A 13,500-nucleotide genomic window follows, 5' to 3' on the forward strand; every position below is an offset into this window, starting at 1 on the left:
AACATCCGGCGAACCCGGCGGGGTTTTGCTGCACTGGAAGCCAGCGGGAAGCCACCCGCCTGCCCCTGACCCGACCGAGGACACAACCATGAAAACAACAGACATCCTGCCCCTTGCCACACTCTCGCTCGCCCTGCTGAGCGGGCTTGCCAGCCTCAGCGTCCGAGCGGAGTCGGGCGTCGAAGAGACCACCGTGCGCGAGGAAGAGGCGCCCCTGACCTACCAGCTGCCACCGGCGGATGATCGCGGGCGTGTGGAGCGCAGCATGGCGGTGAGCTTCGCGGACCTCAATCTGAACCGCAGCGCCGGCCTGGACACCCTCTACCGGCGTCTGGAGCGGGCCACCGAGCTGGTCTGCGGCCCGCGGGAAGACGGCCGCAACCTGGCACTGCACCGCGACCAACAGCAATGCCAGTTACGCGCCATGGACAGCGCCGTGGCGGCGATCGGCCACCTGGGCCTCGACGACATGCACCTGGCCCGCAGCGGCCGCAATATTGATCGCGGCGAAGCGCTGGCTGAACGCTAGTCCGCGATCATTCAGCGTCGGCGGGCGGACCTGTGCACACCCCTGGTGCAGAGCTGTCCAGACGCGAATCCGGCCGGGGTCAGTCGCGCTTGTCAGCAGGCGCGTCGGATCCCGGCCCCTCTTCCGCCCGCGTCGCCCCGCGAAACTCCTCCACCAGGTGACGCTTGTACAGCTTGCCGTTGTCCAGCCGGGGCAGCTGCTCGCGGAAATGCAGGGCGCGCGGCAACTTGACGTGTGACAGACGCTCGCGCAGCCACTCCATGATTTCGATCGCCACCTCGTCGGTGGCATCGGCCCAGCTCTGCGGCTGCACCACCGCCGTCACCGATTCGCCGAATTCCTCGTTGGGCACCCCGAAAACCGCCACATCGGCGACCTTGCCGTGGGTAATCATCAGATTCTCGATTTCCTGGGGGTAGATGTTGACCCCGCCGCTGATGATCATGAAGTTCTTGCGATCGGTCAGGTAGAGAAAACCGTCCTGATCCAGGTAGCCGAGGTCGCCCGTGGTCGCCCAGCCGCGCTCGTTATAGGCCTCGGCGGTCTTCTCCGGCTCCTTGTGGTAGCGGAAGCTGGCGCTCTCACCGCTGAAATACACCGTGCCGATCTCGCCGGGAGGCAGCTCATTACCCTCGTCGTCCAGGATGTGAATGGTCCCGGACATGGCCGGGCCGACCGAACCCTTGTGGCTCAGCCAGCTCTTCGAGTCGATAATCGTGGCACCCACGCCTTCGCTGGCGGCGTAGTACTCGACAATAATCTCGCCCCACCATTCGATCATCTGCTCCTTGACCTCGACCGGGCACGGCGCGGCGGCATGGATGGCAAACTGCAGGCTGGACAGGTCGTAGCGCTGGCGCACTTCCTCGGGCAGCTTGAGCAGGCGGATAAACATGATCGGTACCCACTGGCTGTGGGTCACCCGGTGCTCCTCGATCAGGCGCAGGGCCAGTTCCGCCTCGAACTTCTCCATCACCACCACCGTCGCGCCCTGGTACAGGCTCATCATGGTGTAGTGCAGGGGCGCGGCGTGATAAAGGGGTGCGGTGGACAGGTAGACGGTTTCCGGGCCGAAGCCGAAAATGGCGCCGAGGGTATTGGCCAGGAAGTGGGGCGTGTTGACGTCGTCACTCTGGGGCGGCAGGAACACCCCCTTGGGTTTGCCAGTGGTACCCGAGGAGTAGACCATCGGAACCCCGTTGGCCTCGTCGTCGATCCTCTCTTCCGGTTGCAGCGCGGCGCTGTCATCCCAGGACTCGAAGCCCTCGGCAATGCCGTCGACCATGTAGAAGTGCTCGACCTCGTGGCCACCGCCGGCCAGCACCTGATGCGCCACCTCACGCAGGCCGTGGGAAACGATGAACATCCGCGCGCCACAATTCTCCAGGATATAGGCCGTTTCATCCCGTTTCAGGTGGGTACTGATCGGCGTGTAAATCAGGCCGGCGCGCTGTGCGCCCCAGGCGATCTCGAGGAACTGGTGGCAGTTCTCCAGCATTAGGCCGATGTGGTCGCCCTTTTTCAGGCCCAGGGAACGGAACAGCTGGGCGGCCTGGTTGCTGCGCGCATCCAGTTCGCCGTAGGTGATCATCTCGCCGGAGCGCCCCATGATGATGGCGGGTTTGTGCGGGTAGGTCTCGGCGGTGATTGAAGGGTGCGGCATGCTGTCTCCCGGTCTGATCGTCTGCTGATTATGGGTCTGGGAGACTCATCATAGGCGCAGCGACAGGCCGGAGCAACGACAGCGCGGCGCCTCTCAGAGACTGCGCACCAGGGCCGCGACCAGGACACCCAGGGCAATGGCCGGCATCGGCCGCGCCCACAGCAACATGACCCCCGCGGTGGTCAGCAGTGCCAGTCGCCCACCCAGGTCGCCCTCCAGGGCGATCGGCACCAGCACCGCCACCAGTACCGAGCCGGCCATGGCGTTGATGAAGCCCTCGCCGCGCGGCCCCAGGGGGAACAGCGACATGATGAACACCCCGCCGAAACGAACCAGCAAGGTGGCCAGGGCCATGCCCGCCACCAACCACAGCCCGCCGCCGCCCTCCACCGCGATCATTTCTGCCCCAACCCCGGGAAAAGAGCCCCCACCAGGCCACCCGCGAGACCGCCGACAATCACATGACTGTGCTCCGGCAACCAGCGCCAGGCGGCCCAGGCCGCCAACCCACCCACCAGCCAGGCGAGCACCGTCAGGCGCGTGCGACGCCCTGCCAGCACCATGCTGAGCATGAAACAGCCCATGACCATATCGACCCCCAGTGCCGCCGGGTCCCTGATCTGGCCCCCGAACAGCACGCCGACCAGGCTCCCCAGCCACCAGGTCAGCCACAGGGCAATACCGCCACCGACCAGGGCGCCGACGGTGTTGCGCCCCTGCTGCAGGTCGTTCAGGCACATCGCCCAGTTGGCGTCGGAGAGCAGGATCAGGCTGCGGTAGCGCGGCCCGGGCGGCAGCAATCGCAGCCAGGGGTAGAGGGTCGCCCCCATCAGAAGCATGCGGGCATTGATCGCCAGGGTGGTCGCCAGCAGGGGCAGCAGGGGCACCTCCGCGCCCCACATTTCCAGCGCCGCAAACTGCGCGGTACCGGCAAAGACCGTGGCGCTCATGACCAGGATTTCCGCTGCCGACAGGCCGGTTTGCACGGCGGCCAGACCAAACGCGAGACCAAACACGCCGACGAACAGGGACAGCGGCAGCAGCCGCCAGAAGCCCTGGCGCACCGCCGCCAGGGTGAACTCGGGGGCCTGTGCCGGTGCGCTCATCGCCGGTACCGCATCAGGCCCTGCTGGGCCACCGAGGCCACCAGGCGGCCGTCCCGGGTGTAGAAGCGCCCGCGGGCCAGGCCCCGCCCGCCGCCGACCGCCTCGGCGTCGACGCTGTGCAGCAACCACTCGTCGGCGCGAAAGGGCGCGTGAAACCAGATCGCGTGGTCCAGGCTGGCCGACTGGATATCCGGCTGGTGGAAGCTGAGGCCGTGGATCAGCAGGCAGACATCCAGCAACATGGTGTCCGAGAGATAGGCCAGCAGCGCCGGATGCAGGCCGGGGCTGTCCGGTACCTCGCCCGTGGCGCGCATCCAGGCGTGCATGTGGGGAGGCCGCGGCGAGGGATTGCTCCAGTCGGGTGGATCCACCAGGCGCACGTCGAGGTCCTCGCCGGTGACAATCAGCAGGTCCTCGTCCAGTGTCCCGCCGGCCAGTGCCAGCTCGCGCTCGCTGCGCAGTGCCTCGGGGGGCGGCACCGAGGGCATGTCCACCTGAAACGCCTCGCCCTGTCCCGCCCCCTGGAAGGACAGGGAGCTGACCAGGATGGCCTCGCCCCGCTGCCGGGCAACCACCCGGCGGGAACTCAGGCTGCCGCCATCCAGCGCGCGCTCCACTTCCAGCTGCAGCGGCGCCCGGGGGTCGCCGCGGCGCAGGAAGTAGGCGTGCAGGGAGTGCACCGGGCGATCCGCCGGCACGGTGGCGGCCGCGGCCCGCAGACACTGGCCCAGCACCTGGCCACCGAAGACCTGGGCGGCCCGGGGGTGCATCTGGCCGCCCTCGAAAACATCGTCCCCCAGGGCCCGGGGGCTGAGTACCGCAAGCAACTGGTCGAGCATGACAGGAATCAACTACCATGGAAGCATTGACCCGGCATTATGCGGGTTTGCCCGGGCTGTCTCCAGCACCCGGCCCCGCACGCTCCCGAGAGGTACTCATGGAACCGACCCAGGCAGCCGCGCAGCTGCGTCAGGACATTCGCAAGGGCATACACCGCGGGCCCACCTCCGGCCTCGCGCCCGGCTATGTTCAGTGCAATATCGCCATCCTGCCCCGGGACTGGGCGGGGGATTTCCTGCGCTTCTGCCAGGCCAACCCCCGCCCCTGTCCGGTGGTGGCCGTCGCCGCCAACCCCGGCGACCCCTGCTTACCACCTTTGGGGGATATCGACATCCGCAGCGACGTGCCACGCTATCGCGTATTCCGCGACGGTGAGCTGGTCGACGAACCGGAGGATATTCACGCGCTGTGGCGGGACGACCTGGTCACCTTCGCCCTCGGCTGTTCCTTTTCCTTCGAAGAGGCGCTGCTCGCCGACGGCCTGGAGATACGCAACATCAGCGAAGGCGTCAACGTTCCCATGTACCGCACCAACCTCCCCTGTCAGCCCGCGGGGCCCTTCCGCGGCAACATGGTGGTCAGCATGCGCCCCTTCCCCGCGGCCCAGGCCATCCGCGCGATCCAGATCTGTACGCGCTTCCCGGCGGTGCACGGCGCCCCGGTGCACCTGGGCGACCCGGCCGAGATCGGCATCCAAGACCTGGCGCGGCCGGACTTTGGCGACGCCGTAAGCCTGCGACCCGGCGAGCTGCCGGTGTTCTGGGCCTGCGGTGTCACGCCCCAGGTTGCCCTCGAGCAGGCGCGCCCGCCCCTGGCAATCACCCACAGCCCCGGCCACATGCTGGTCACCGACCTGCGCAACAGCCAGATGGCCGTGCTGTAGGAGCCCGAGCGATGTTACTGAACTGTGATCTCGGCGAGAGCTACGGCAGCTGGACCATGGGCCTGGACGAGGAGGTCATGCACCACATTCACCAGGCCAACATCGCCTGCGGCTTTCACGCCGGCGACCCCCTGACCCTCGAGCACACCCTGGACCTGGCTGCCCGCCACGGCGTCTCTGTCGGCGCCCATCCGGCCTATCCCGACCTGGTCGGTTTCGGGCGCCGCTCCATGGCCCTGAGCGCCGACGAGCTACGCGCCACCCTGCGCTACCAGATCGCCGCCCTGGATGGCATGGCGGCCTGCCACGGCCTGGCCCTGGCCTATGTCAAACCCCACGGCGCCCTGTACAACGACATGATGGCGGACGCCGCCGTCCGCGCCACCGTGATGCACACGGTGGCCAGCTACCACCGCCCCCTGGCCCTGATGCTGCAGGCCACCCCCGAGGCGGACCGGCATCGGGAGGAAGCTGCGCCCTGGAACCTGCCCCTGCTGTTCGAGGCCTTTGCCGATCGCTGCTACACGGATGACGGTCGCCTGCTGTCCCGCCGCCAGCCGGGGGCGGTACACGATCACCGCCGCACCCTGGCCCAGGTGGAACAGCTGATCGAGACCGGCACGGTGACCACGGTCAGCGGCAAGCGCCTGCCACTGAGCGCCGACACCCTGTGCGTGCACGGCGACAACCCGGAAGCTGTCGCGGTGGTGGCGGAAATACGCACCCTGGTGGACCTGGGCTGAACATGCAGATCGCCAGCGTGGGGGAAAACGCCGTCCTGGTGACCCTGGCCGAGACCAGCAGCCCGGAGGTCGCGGCGCAGGTGGGCGCGGCCGCAGCGGCTGCCCGGCGGCTGCTGGGCAATGACCTGATCGACCTGGTGCCCTCCTACGCCACCCTGCTGGTGCTCTTCGACCCCTACCGCTGCGACCACGCCAGTGTGCGCACACGCCTGCGCGAGGGTCTCGGCCAGCTTGCCACCGGCAGCGACAGCGGCGGGCGGACCGTGGAGCTGCCCGCCTGGTACGGCGGCGAGGCGGGCCCCGATCTGACGCGCGTCGCGGAGCACAGTGGTCTGCCGGAACAGACCATTATCGAGCTGCACAGCGGCGCCAGCTACCGCGTCTACGCCATCGGCTTCGCCCCCGGCTTCGCCTATCTCGGGGATGTCGACCCGCGCATCGCCACCCCTCGCCTGAGTACCCCGCGGCAACGGGTCCCGCGCGGGGCGGTGGCGATAGCCGACCGCCAGACCGCGGTCTACCCGGCGCCCTCCCCCGGCGGCTGGAACCTGATCGGCCTGTGCCCGCTGCGCCTGTTCAACCCCCAGGCGGAGCCCTGCATGCCGGTGGCCATGGGGGACCGGGTGCGCTTCCGGCCCATCGGTCGTGAGGAGTTCCTCGACCTCGGCGGGGAACTGCCGTGAGCCTGCGCGTACTGGAACCGGGCATGCTCAGCCTGCTGCAGGACCGGGGCCGCTTCGGTCAGCACGGCGTGGGCCTGACCACCGGCGGCCCCCTGGATGCGGAGGCCTTCCTGTTCAACCAGCGCCTGCTGGGCAACCCGGAGAACGCCACCGCCATCGAGATCAGCTTCGGCGGCCTGGTGCTGGAAGCCGAGTGCGACACCAGCCTCTGCGTCACCGGCGCCAGCCTGCCCCTGGATATCAATGGCCGCGAGCTGCCCCCGTGGGAAGTGCACCCGGTGCGGGCAGGCGACCGGATTCGCCTGGGTTACAGCGAGCGCGGCTGTCGCAGCTACCTGGGCGTGGCCGGGGGCTTCGCGATTCCGCCGATGTTCGGCAGCAGCGCGACAGTGGTGCGCGAAGGTATCGGCGGTCTGCGCGGCGAGAAACTTGCGGCGGGGGACCGACTGCCCTGCGCCTCCCGCCCCGCACACCCCGGCCGGCGCCTGCCCCGGGCCTGGTGGCCGGACTACGCCGACGAAGTGACCCTGCGGGTGATCCCCGGCTACCAGGTGGCCGATTTCCCCGCCCTCCAGCAGCGGCGCTTTTTCAGCCTGCGCTGGACAGTGGGCCAGCGCAGCGATCGCATGGGCTATCGCCTGGAGGGCCCGGCCATCACCTGCGAGCGACAGGGCATTCTCTCGGAGGGAATCTGCCTGGGCGCCATCCAGGTGCCGGCGGACGGGCAGCCGATCGTGCTGCTGAACGACCGGCAGACCATCGGCGGCTACCCGAAAATCGGTGCCGCCCTCTCCCTCGACACCGCCCGTCTGGCACAGCTGCGCCCCGGCGGAGGTGTCCGCTTCCGCGCCATTTCCCCGGAGGAGGCCCACAACGCCCTGCACCTGGCTCGCGCCAGGCTGCACAATGCGCCCCTGGAGGCGACGGAAAACCGCCATGGATGAACTGCAGCTGAGCATCGATATCGAGGCGCGCCTGGTGGCGCGCAATCCGCGCCAGATGCAGCGTGCGCGCGCCGCCCTCGAGCCCGGCTACTGCCTGCGCGCGGCGCGCCTGCTGGAAAGACCGGGCGGCCCCATCCTGATTGGCACCGGCTTCCCGGTCGCGGGTACCTTCGAGACCGACGGCCCGGTGGGGGCGATTGCCCTCTATCGCGGCCTGGCCCGGCTCGGGGCTGAACCCTGGCTGGCCTGCGCCGCCCCCCTGGCCGGGGCCCTGGGCGGCGACTTCCGCCTGCTCGAGCTGCCCCTGGCCCCGGGGCCCCAAAGCGAACGACTGGCCGCCGACTGGCTGGACCGGCACCAGCCTGCCAGCGTGCTCTCGATCGAGCGGCCCGGCGTCACTGCCGACGGGCATTACTACAACATGCGCGGCGAGGACATCAGTGCCCGCTGCGGCGTTTTCGACCCCTTCCTGGACCGCGCCGACTGCCCGACCATCGCCATCGGCGACGGCGGCAACGAAATTGGCATGGGCAAGATAGCCGCGGCCCTGTCCGGCCTGGATATTCGCACTTCGGTCACCAGCTGCGACGAGCTGGTGGTGGCGGATGTCTCCAACTGGGGCGCCTACGGCCTGCTGGCATTGCTCGGCTACCGTGCCGGGCGCGACCTGCTCGCGGACTGTGCGCCGCGGTCGCTGCTGCAGTACCTCTCCGACCGCGGCAGCGTGGACGGTGTGACTCGGGAGAACACCCTTACCGAAGACGGCTTGCCCCTGAGCGAGGGGGAAGCCCTGATCGACGATCTGCGCCGGATGACCGGCTTTCCGACTGGGCCCGCGGCAGGTGCCGGCGGCAACGGGAGTTAGACAATGAGTACGGTATACCTGAACGGCAGCTACCTGCCGATGGCGGAAGCACGGATCTCCCCCATGGACCGCGGCTTCCTGTTTGGCGATGGCATCTACGAGGTCATCCCCTGCTACCAGGGGCGCCTGGTGGGGTTCGGACCGCACATGCGGCGCATGCAGGACGGCCTGGATGCCATCGGTATCAAGCTGCACCTGGAGCCGGCTCACTGGGAACAGATCGCCACGACCCTGGCCGAGCGCAACGGCGGCGGCAACCTGGGCATCTACCTGCACGTCAGCCGCGGCGCCGACGTGCGGCGCCACCACGCCTACCCGGAAGACATCGCGCCCACCCTGTTTGCCTTCGCCTTCGAGATTCCGCCGGCCCCGGTGGCCGACAAGAGCGCGGCGCCGCGCTACCGGGTCTCGGTCTGCGAGGACATGCGCTGGCGCCGCTGCCATATCAAGTCCACCGCCCTGCTGGGCAACGTCATGCACTATCAGGTCGGCCACGGTCGCGGGCACGACGAGACCATCCTCCACAACCAGGCCGGCGAGATCACCGAGGCCGCCGCCTGCAACGTGTTTATCGTCAAGGACGGTACCGTCATCACCCCACCCCTGGACCAGCAGAAACTGCCCGGCATCACCCGCCAGCTGTTGCTGGACATGCTGCGCCGCCACAGCGACATTCCGGTGCGCGAGGAGATCGTCACCCTCGACCAGCTCTACGCCGCCGACGAAGTCTGGCTGACCAGCTCCAGCAAGGAGGTGGCGCCAGTGGTGGAAATCGAGGGCCGCCCGGTGGGCGACGGCGAGGTCGGCGACATCTGGCTCGCCGCACAGACCCTGTTCGTTCAGCACCGCTTCGACTACTGACATGACGCGTCCCTGTCAGGCACACCTGGACCTCTCCGCCCTGCGCCACAACCTGGCCCTGGCGCGGGAGCTGGCCCCCCGCAGCCGCCTGATGGCCGTGGTCAAGGCCAACGCCTACGGCCACGGCGCGGTGACCATGGCCCGGGAACTGGCGCCGCGCGTCGACGCCCTGGCGGTGGCCTGCCTGGAGGAGGCCCTGGAACTGCGCGAGAGCGGTATCGACTGTCCCATCCTGCTGCTGGAGGGCGTGTTCTCCCCCGACGAATGGGCGACCGCGGTGCGGGCGGGCTGCTGGGTCACCGTGGACAACAGCACCCAGCTGCAGTGGCTGGAGCAGAGCCGCCTGCCCGCGCCGGCATCCGTGTGGCTGAAGGTGGACACCGGCATGCATCGGCTGGGGGTGACCCCCGATGACGTTCCCGCCATGCACGCGCGCCTGATGGCCAGTGGCAAACTTGCCGGGGCGCCGGTGCTGACCACCCACTTCGCCCGTGCAGACGAGCCGGAGCAAACGATGACCGGTGAGCAACTGGCGACCCTGCACCGGGCCTGCGACGGCCTTCCCGGCCTGCGCTCTGCCGCCAACTCGCCGGCGGTGCTGGCCTGGCCGGACGCCCACCTGGACTGGGTGCGCCCCGGCTACATGCTCTGGGGGGACAGTCCCTTTGCCGGCCCCCACCCCCAGGCGGACCGGCTGCGGCCGGTGATGCGACTGCTGTCGTCGGTCATTTCCCTGCGCGATGTCGCCCCCGGGGAGAGCGTGGGCTACGGGGCCACCTGGCGGGCGGAGCGCCCCTCGCGCATCGCCACCATCACCGCGGGCTACGGCGACGGCTATCCGCGCACCGCCAGCAATGGCACCCCGGTCCTGGTCCGCGGCCAGCGGGCGCGCCTCGCCGGGCGGGTCTCCATGGACATGATCACGGTGGATGTCACCGACCTGCCGGAGGTGGCCATCGGCGACGCCGTGGAGCTCTGGGGCCAGGAACTGCGCGTGGGTGAAGTGGCCCGGCACAGTGGCACCATTGGTTACGAACTGCTGACCCGGATGCCATCGCGACCGCCGCGGGTCGTGGTCGCCTGAGTCAGACGGTACGCCGGGGACTCATCCGGCGCCAGCCGGGTCGCGTAACACGGAGGTAAACACACCGGGAGCCCGGCCATGGCACGCACAGCGTCTCCACCCCGCGAAGAGCAGCATCCACCCCTGAGTGTCCTGCGCACGCAGGCAGTGATACTGATCCTGTCCACGGTTCTATTCGCGACCGCTGAGCAACTGTACGCCGCGGCGGGGGGAGTCATAGCGCTCCTGCTCGCCGTGGTCGCCGGCGCCCTGTTCGGCCTGCTGCTCAGCCTCCTGGTACACGAATGGAGCCACTACGCCGGCGCGCGACTCGCAGCCGGGCAGATCCTGCCGGTCACCCGGCGACGCCTGTTCGTGTTCAACTGGGACTTCACCCACAACGGCCCGCGGCAATTCATGGCCATGAGCTACGCCGGCACCGCCGGCTCCCTGCTCACCCTGGTGCTGTTGGTTCTGCTGCTGTCACCGCCCTCCCCGGGTGGCGCCGCGGCGATCACCGCCAGCGCTGGCAGCCTGGCCTTTGCCGCGGTCATCGAATGGCCGGTCCTGCTGCGGGTCCACCGCGGCGCGCCTCCCCTCGAGGCCTTGCAGGGCATCGGCCGCAATACCCTGCTGATCGCTGCCGCCGTCTCAGCCCTCGTGCTGTTGCTGGTCGCACGCAGCTATCTGCCCCTGCTGCACTGACCCGGCGGGAAAATCCCCGCGACAGGCGGCGCTGGCGCTGCCATGCCCCACGGCCCCTGGGTTACCATGGTGCTTTCAGTGACAGAGCAGGAACCGCGTGTGAACTCCAGGGCTCGCTCCCCGCTGCCGGAAGGCAGCCTGCTGGCCGCCATCGACCTCGGCAGCAACTCCTTTCATCTGGTGGTCGCCCGCCTCGAGCACGGCGAACTGCGGCCCGTGGAGGCGCTGGCCGAGAAAGTCCAGCTGGGCGCCGGACTGCGTGACCAGCAACTCTCGGCGGAGGCCATTGCGCGGGGCCTGGACTGCCTGGCCCGCTTCGCCCAGCTGTTGAGTCACGTCAGCGCCGACCGCCTGCGGGTGGTCGGCACCCAGGCCCTGCGGGTGGCGGAAAACCGCCGCGACTTCACCCTCCCGGCCCGTCGCATCCTCGGAGCACCGGTGGAGGTGATCTACGGCAGCGAGGAGGCGCGGCTAGTCTACCTTGGGGTGGCCCACAGCCTGGCGGACGACGCCCAGTCGCGGCTGGTGATCGACATCGGCGGCGGCAGCACCGAAGTGATCATCGGTCAGCGGTTCGAACCCCAGCGGCTGGAGAGCCTCGCCGTGGGCTGCGTCTCCTGGACCGACCAGTTCTTCCCCGGCGGCGAGCTGAGTCCGGCGCGTTTCCGCCAGGCCCGGGACATGGCGCGACTGGAGGTCGCCCCCATCCGCTACGCCTATCACCGGCGGCACTGGGAAGACTGCGTGGGCTCCTCAGGCACCCTGCGCGCGATCGAGCGCATCCTGATTGGGGAGGGCTGGAGCGAGCGCGGTATCACCCGCAAGGGCCTGGCGCGGCTGGAGAAACGTCTGCTCAAGTACCGCCACGTGGACGAGCTGCAGCTGGCGGGCCTGAGCAATGCCCGCCGGCCGGTGATCGTCGCCGGCGTGGCCATCGCCAGTGCCCTGTTCGAGGAGCTGGATATCAGCCACATGGAAACCTCCCGCGGCGCGCTGCGGGAGGGGGTCATCTACGACCTGCTTGGCCGCCTGCAACACGAGGATGTCCGCGAGCGCACGGTGAATGCCCTGCAGCTGCGCTACGGCGTGGATACCGACATGGCGCGCCTCATGGCCGACCGGGCAGGCTACCTCTTCGACGCTGTCGCGGAGAGCTGGCAGCTGGCGGAGAGCGACCGCGAGCTGCTGGAACGCGCCGCCCTGACCCATGAAATCGGCATGGCCATTGCCCACAAGCACTACCAGCGCCACAGCGCCTACCTCCTGCGCCACGCCGACCTGCCGGGCTTCTCGGAAGACGAACAGGCTCAGCTGGCCCTGCTGGCCGGCGCCCAGCGCGGCAAACTCGACAACGGCCTGTGGCAGGGCCTGGCGGAGAGTGACCGCGAGCGCCTGCTGCGGCTGATCGCCCTGATGCGCCTGGCGCTGGTGTTCAAGTACGCCGAGCAGGTGGAGAAACTGCCCGACTTCCAGTGCCGGGCGGAGGGAAACAGCCTCACGCTGGCCTTTCCCGACCACTGGCTGCAGCGCCACCCCCTCACCGCCCATGAGCTGGAGCAGCAGCAGGCGGCCCTCGCCCGCCAGGGCCTCAGGCTGACGCTGCAGTAGCGCGAATATCCCCGATAAAGTCGAGCAAGATAGCGTTGACCGCCTCGCTGGCTTCCAGCTGCACCATGTGGCCTGCTCCCGGGATCATGCGCACCTGCCGCAGGTCGGGGAAAATCGCCCGCATCTGGCCGATCGGATCCTCGCCGTGGAAACCCTCCAGGTCGACGTCGTGTTCACTGCCGAGGAAATAGGCGGGTACCGCGCTCTGCACGCCCTCGTAGGGTCGCCGCTGCTCCCACTTGAGGTCGAAGGCGCGGTACCAGTTGAGGCCGCCGGTAAACCCGCTGCGACTGTATTCCGAGACAAAGAACTCCAGCTCCAGCTCCGACAGCCAGGGCCAGGGCAGCGGCGGCGGCTCCTCCATCGCATCGATATACGAGGTCCCCGGGGGGTGGCGAAACATGTCGAAGTAATTGCAGGCCCCGCTCAGGGTGTGGAACACCTTGTGCAGGAAGCGCCGCGGCTGCGCGGCGAGTTCGCGGTCGGCCCGGGGCGGCTCACGGAAATACTCGATGTGCAGGAAGTGCTGCTGCCCCATGCGGCGGTATTCCGTCAGTGGCGGCTCATCGGGGTTGTGGGGGGCGGCGGGGTTCTCCAGCCCGATCACCGCGATCACCCGCTCCGGATATCGCAGGGCCAGGTCGTAAATGGCGAAGGCACCGAAGTCCAGGCCGACAAAGACCGCACGCTCGATGCCGGCGTGATCCAGCAAACCGATCAAATCGCCGGTGATGTGATCAATATCGTAGGCCGCCACTTCCGCGGGCGCTTCCGTCTGCCCCATGCCACGCATGTCCGGCGCCAGCACCCGGCAACCGGCCTCCGCCAGCAGCGGTATCTGCCGGTGCCAGCTGAACCAGAGGTGCGGAAAGCCGTGGCACAGCACCACGGGCAGGCCCTCGCCCTGCTCGACGTAGTGGGTTTGAATACCGTTGATGGTGGCGTAGTGATGCGTCCAGTCGATCATGTCTTATTATCCCTAAAGTACTCGTTTATGTACCTGTACA

At 68.7% G+C, this 13,500-nt stretch carries 15 protein-coding genes; 10 read left to right on the forward strand and 5 right to left on the reverse strand.

Translation table 11 applies throughout. From position 1 onward, the window contains the following. Positions 1–88 precede the first annotated feature (88 nt). On the forward strand, positions 89–529 hold the full coding sequence (locus ACYVGS_RS03110; protein WP_460587173.1) for a UrcA family protein: 441 nt from the start codon (positions 89–91) through the stop codon (positions 527–529). A 79-nt stretch (positions 530–608) separates the two neighbouring features. Here ACYVGS_RS03110 and ACYVGS_RS03115 read toward each other — a convergent pair whose 3' ends face one another. The 4 genes from ACYVGS_RS03115 to ACYVGS_RS03130 form a co-directional block, all read right to left on the reverse strand. After that, positions 609–2,192: an acyl-CoA synthetase gene (locus tag ACYVGS_RS03115; protein WP_460587174.1), complete on the reverse strand. Its 1,584-nt coding sequence runs from the start codon at positions 2,190–2,192 to the stop codon at positions 609–611. A 93-nt stretch (positions 2,193–2,285) separates the two neighbouring features. After that, positions 2,286–2,591, reverse strand: a complete 306-nt coding sequence (locus ACYVGS_RS03120; protein ID WP_460587175.1) for an AzlD domain-containing protein — start codon at positions 2,589–2,591, stop codon at positions 2,286–2,288. After that, positions 2,588–3,298 carry an AzlC family ABC transporter permease gene (locus tag ACYVGS_RS03125; protein WP_460587176.1) on the reverse strand — a complete coding sequence of 237 codons (711 nt, stop codon included), beginning with the start codon at positions 3,296–3,298 and terminating at the stop codon, positions 2,588–2,590. Before ACYVGS_RS03125 ends, ACYVGS_RS03120 begins: the two co-directional genes overlap by 4 nt. Then, positions 3,295–4,137 carry an acyl-CoA thioesterase gene (locus ACYVGS_RS03130; protein WP_460587177.1) on the reverse strand — a complete coding sequence of 281 codons (843 nt, stop codon included), beginning with the start codon at positions 4,135–4,137 and terminating at the stop codon, positions 3,295–3,297. The genes ACYVGS_RS03125 and ACYVGS_RS03130 overlap by 4 nt, the downstream gene beginning before the upstream one ends. 98 nt (positions 4,138–4,235) lie before the next feature. On the opposite strand from ACYVGS_RS03130, the gene ACYVGS_RS03135 reads away from it, so the two are divergent. The 9 genes from ACYVGS_RS03135 to ppx all read left to right on the forward strand — a co-directional run bounded on the left by ACYVGS_RS03135 (position 4,236) and on the right by ppx (position 12,493). Further along, a complete protein-coding gene (locus ACYVGS_RS03135; protein ID WP_460587585.1) occupies positions 4,236–5,021 on the forward strand; it encodes a putative hydro-lyase in 786 nt (261 codons plus the stop codon). 11 nt (positions 5,022–5,032) lie between these two features. Next, a complete protein-coding gene (locus ACYVGS_RS03140; protein ID WP_460587178.1) occupies positions 5,033–5,764 on the forward strand; it encodes a 5-oxoprolinase subunit PxpA in 732 nt (243 codons plus the stop codon). 2 nt (positions 5,765–5,766) lie between these two features. Further along, positions 5,767–6,447: a 5-oxoprolinase subunit B family protein gene (pxpB, locus tag ACYVGS_RS03145; RefSeq protein WP_460587179.1), complete on the forward strand. Its 681-nt coding sequence runs from the start codon at positions 5,767–5,769 to the stop codon at positions 6,445–6,447. After that, positions 6,444–7,391 carry a 5-oxoprolinase subunit C family protein gene (locus tag ACYVGS_RS03150; RefSeq protein ID WP_460587180.1) on the forward strand — a complete coding sequence of 316 codons (948 nt, stop codon included), beginning with the start codon at positions 6,444–6,446 and terminating at the stop codon, positions 7,389–7,391. The genes pxpB and ACYVGS_RS03150 overlap by 4 nt, the downstream gene beginning before the upstream one ends. Continuing rightward, positions 7,384–8,256: a DUF4392 domain-containing protein gene (locus ACYVGS_RS03155; protein WP_460587181.1), complete on the forward strand. Its 873-nt coding sequence runs from the start codon at positions 7,384–7,386 to the stop codon at positions 8,254–8,256. The genes ACYVGS_RS03150 and ACYVGS_RS03155 overlap by 8 nt, the downstream gene beginning before the upstream one ends. Positions 8,257–8,259: 3 nt before the next feature. After that, positions 8,260–9,117, forward strand: coding sequence for an aminotransferase class IV (locus tag ACYVGS_RS03160; protein ID WP_460587182.1), 858 nt, complete (start codon positions 8,260–8,262; stop codon positions 9,115–9,117). A gap of 1 nt (position 9,118) precedes the next feature. Next, complete coding sequence (alr, locus tag ACYVGS_RS03165) at positions 9,119–10,201, forward strand: alanine racemase (protein ID WP_460587183.1); 1,083 nt, start codon at positions 9,119–9,121, stop codon at positions 10,199–10,201. Positions 10,202–10,279: 78 nt separating this feature from the next. Further along, entirely contained in the window at positions 10,280–10,885 is a 606-nt protein-coding gene (locus ACYVGS_RS03170) for a hypothetical protein (RefSeq protein ID WP_460587184.1), read from the forward strand. Positions 10,886–10,984: 99 nt separating this feature from the next. After that, entirely contained in the window at positions 10,985–12,493 is a 1,509-nt protein-coding gene (gene ppx, locus ACYVGS_RS03175; RefSeq protein WP_460587185.1) for an exopolyphosphatase, read from the forward strand. On the opposite strand, the gene ACYVGS_RS03180 is transcribed toward ppx, so the two are convergent. Next, positions 12,474–13,460, reverse strand: coding sequence for an alpha/beta fold hydrolase (locus ACYVGS_RS03180; protein ID WP_460587186.1), 987 nt, complete (start codon positions 13,458–13,460; stop codon positions 12,474–12,476). The genes ppx and ACYVGS_RS03180 overlap by 20 nt on opposite strands. Positions 13,461–13,500 lie beyond the last annotated feature (40 nt).

Source organism: Haliea atlantica, assembly GCF_054779855.1.